Genomic DNA, 2900 nt, shown 5'->3' with positions numbered 1-2900 from the left:
AATGCTTTTATTTTTTCTTCTGTCAATGGCCATTGTTTAACTTGTGGGCCATCCATTCCTGGCTTTAATTTTACTGGTACAGTCTCAATAGGACTAATGGGAAAATTTAAAGTGCAGCCAATCTGAGTCAACAGATTTCTTCCAATTATGTTGACAGGTGTAGGTCCTACTAATACTGTACCTATAGCTTTATGTCCGCAGATTTCTATGAGTATCTGATCATACTGTCTTACTTTGATAAAACCTCCAATTCCCCCTATCATTTTTGGTTTCCATCTTCCTGGCAAATTCATTTCTTCTAATACTGTATCATCTGCTCCTGTATCTAATAGAGCTTCCTTTAATTGCCCCCCTATCTTTATTGTGACGAGGGGTCGCTGCCAAAGAGTGATCTGAGGGAAGCTAAAGGATACAGTTCCTTGTCTATCGGCTCCTGCTTCTGAGAGGGAGTTGTTGTCTCTTCCCCAAACCTGAAGCTCTCTTCTGGTGGGGCTGTTGGCTCTGGTCTGCTCTGAAGAAAATTCCCTGGCCTTCCCTTGTGGGAAGGCCAGATCTTCCCTAAAAAATTAGCCTGTCTCTCAGTACAATCTTTCATTTGGTGTCCTTCCTTTCCACATTTCCAACAGCCCTTTTTCCTAGGGGCCCTGCAATTTTTGGCTATGTGCCCTTCTTTGCCACAATTGAAACACTTAACAGTCTTTCTTTGGTTCCTAAAATTGCCTTTCTGTATCATTATGGTAGCTGGATTTGTTACTTGGCTCATTGCTTCAGCCAAAACTCTTGCTTTATGGCCGGGTCCCCCCACTCCCTGACATGCTGTCATCATTTCTTCTAGTGTCGCTCCTGGTCCCAATGCTTTTAAAATAGTCTTACAATCTGGGTTCGCATTTTGGACCAACAAGGTTTCTGTCATCCAATTTTTTACCTCTTGTGAAGCTTGCTCGGCTCTTAGAGTTTTATAGAATCGGTCTACATAGTCTCTAAAGGGTTCCTTTGGTCCTTGTCTTATGTCCAGAATGCTGGTAGGGCTATACATTCTTACTATTTTATTTAATCCCAGGATTATCCATCTTTTATAGATTTCTCCTACTGGGATAGGTGGATTATGTGTCATCCATCCTATTTGTTCCTGAAGGGTACTAGTAGTTCCTGCTATGTCACTTCCCCTTGGTTCTCTCATCTGGCCTGGTGCAATAGGCCCTGCATGCACTGGATGCAATCTATCCCATTCTGCAGCTTCCTCATTGATGGTCTCTTTTAACATTTGCATGGCTGCTTGATGTCCCCCCACTGTGTTTAGCATGGTATTTAAATCTTGTGGGGTGGCTCCTTCTGATAATGCTGAAAACATGGGTATTACTTCTGGGCTGAAAGCCTTCTCTTCTACTACTTTTACCCATGCATTTAAAGTTCTAGGTGATATGGCCTGATGTACCATTTGCCCCTGGAGGTTCTGCACTATAGGGTAATTTTGGCTGACCTGGCTGTTGTTTCCTGTGTCAGCTGCTGCTTGCTGTGCCTTTTTCTTACTTTTGTTTTGCTCTTCCTCTATCTTATCTAAGGCTTCCTTGGTGTCTTTTACATCTATCCTTTGATGCACACAATAGAGGACTGCTATTGTATTATATAATGATCTAAGTTCTTCTGATCCTGTCTGAAGGGATGGTTGTAGCTGTCCCAGTATTTGTCTACAGCCTTCTGATGTCTCTAAAAGGCCAGGATTAACTGCGAATCGTTCTAGCTCCCTGCTTGCCCATACTATATGTTTTAGTTTATATTGTTTCTTTCCCCCTGGCCTTAACCGAATTTTTTCCCATTTATCCAGCTCGCCGCCGGACAGCACGCTGGCGCGGGCGCCCATGGATCCGCGGATCCTGGCGTACTCACCAGTCGCCGCCCCTCGCCTCTTGCCGTGCGCGTGAATTCTCGAGGCTAGCCTATAGTGAGTCGTATTAAGTACTCTAGCCTTAAGAGCTGTAATTGAACTGGGAGTGGACACCTGTGGAGAGAAAGGCAAAGTGGATGTCAGTAAGACCAATAGGTGCCTATCAGAAACGCAAGAGTCTTCTCTGTCTCGACAAGCCCAGTTTCTATTGGTCTCCTTAAACCTGTCTTGTAACCTTGATACTTACCTGCCCAGTGCCTCACGACCAACTTCTGCAGCTTAAGTTCGAGACTGTTGTGTCAGAAGCACTGACTGCGTTAGCAATTTAACTGTGATAAACTACCGCAATAAAGCTTCTAGTGATCTGACGGTTCACTAAACGAGCTCTGCTTATATAGACCTCCCACCGTACACGCCTACCGCCCATTTGCGTCAACGGGGCGGGGTTATTACGACATTTTGGAAAGTCCCGTTGATTTTGGTGCCAAAACAAACTCCCATTGACGTCAATGGGGTGGAGACTTGGAAATCCCCGTGAGTCAAACCGCTATCCACGCCCATTGGTGTACTGCCAAAACCGCATCACCATGGTAATAGCGATGACTAATACGTAGATGTACTGCCAAGTAGGAAAGTCCCGTAAGGTCATGTACTGGGCATAATGCCAGGCGGGCCATTTACCGTCATTGACGTCAATAGGGGGCGGACTTGGCATATGATACACTTGATGTACTGCCAAGTGGGCAGTTTACCGTAAATACTCCACCCATTGACGTCAATGGAAAGTCCCTATTGGCGTTACTATGGGAACATACGTCATTATTGACGTCAATGGGCGGGGGTCGTTGGGCGGTCAGCCAGGCGGGCCATTTACCGTAAGTTATGTAACGCGGAACTCCATATATGGGCTATGAACTAATGACCCCGTAATTGATTACTATTAATAACTAGTCAATAATCAATGCCAACATGGCGGTCATATTGGACATGAGCCAATATAAATGTACATATTATG

The 2900-nt window shown here is 44.9% G+C and carries 2 protein-coding genes; both read right to left on the bottom strand.

Features of this window, described 5'->3' with window-relative positions; genetic code table 11:
• Positions 1-356: retropepsin-like aspartic protease (locus GR167_RS20460; protein ID WP_503169878.1), on the bottom strand; the 356-nt coding region annotated here is incomplete at its 3' end.
• A gap of 2 nt (positions 357-358) precedes the next feature.
• Positions 359-1843, bottom strand: a complete 1485-nt coding sequence (locus GR167_RS20455) for a gag polyprotein (RefSeq protein WP_160975513.1) — start codon at positions 1841-1843, stop codon at positions 359-361.
• Positions 1844-2900 lie beyond the last annotated feature (1057 nt).

The organism is Thalassovita mangrovi (assembly GCF_009857745.1).
Classification (GTDB): Bacteria; Pseudomonadota; Alphaproteobacteria; order Rhodobacterales; family Rhodobacteraceae; genus Thalassobius; species Thalassobius mangrovi.
This window is presented reverse-complemented; position numbering and strand designations above follow the sequence as displayed.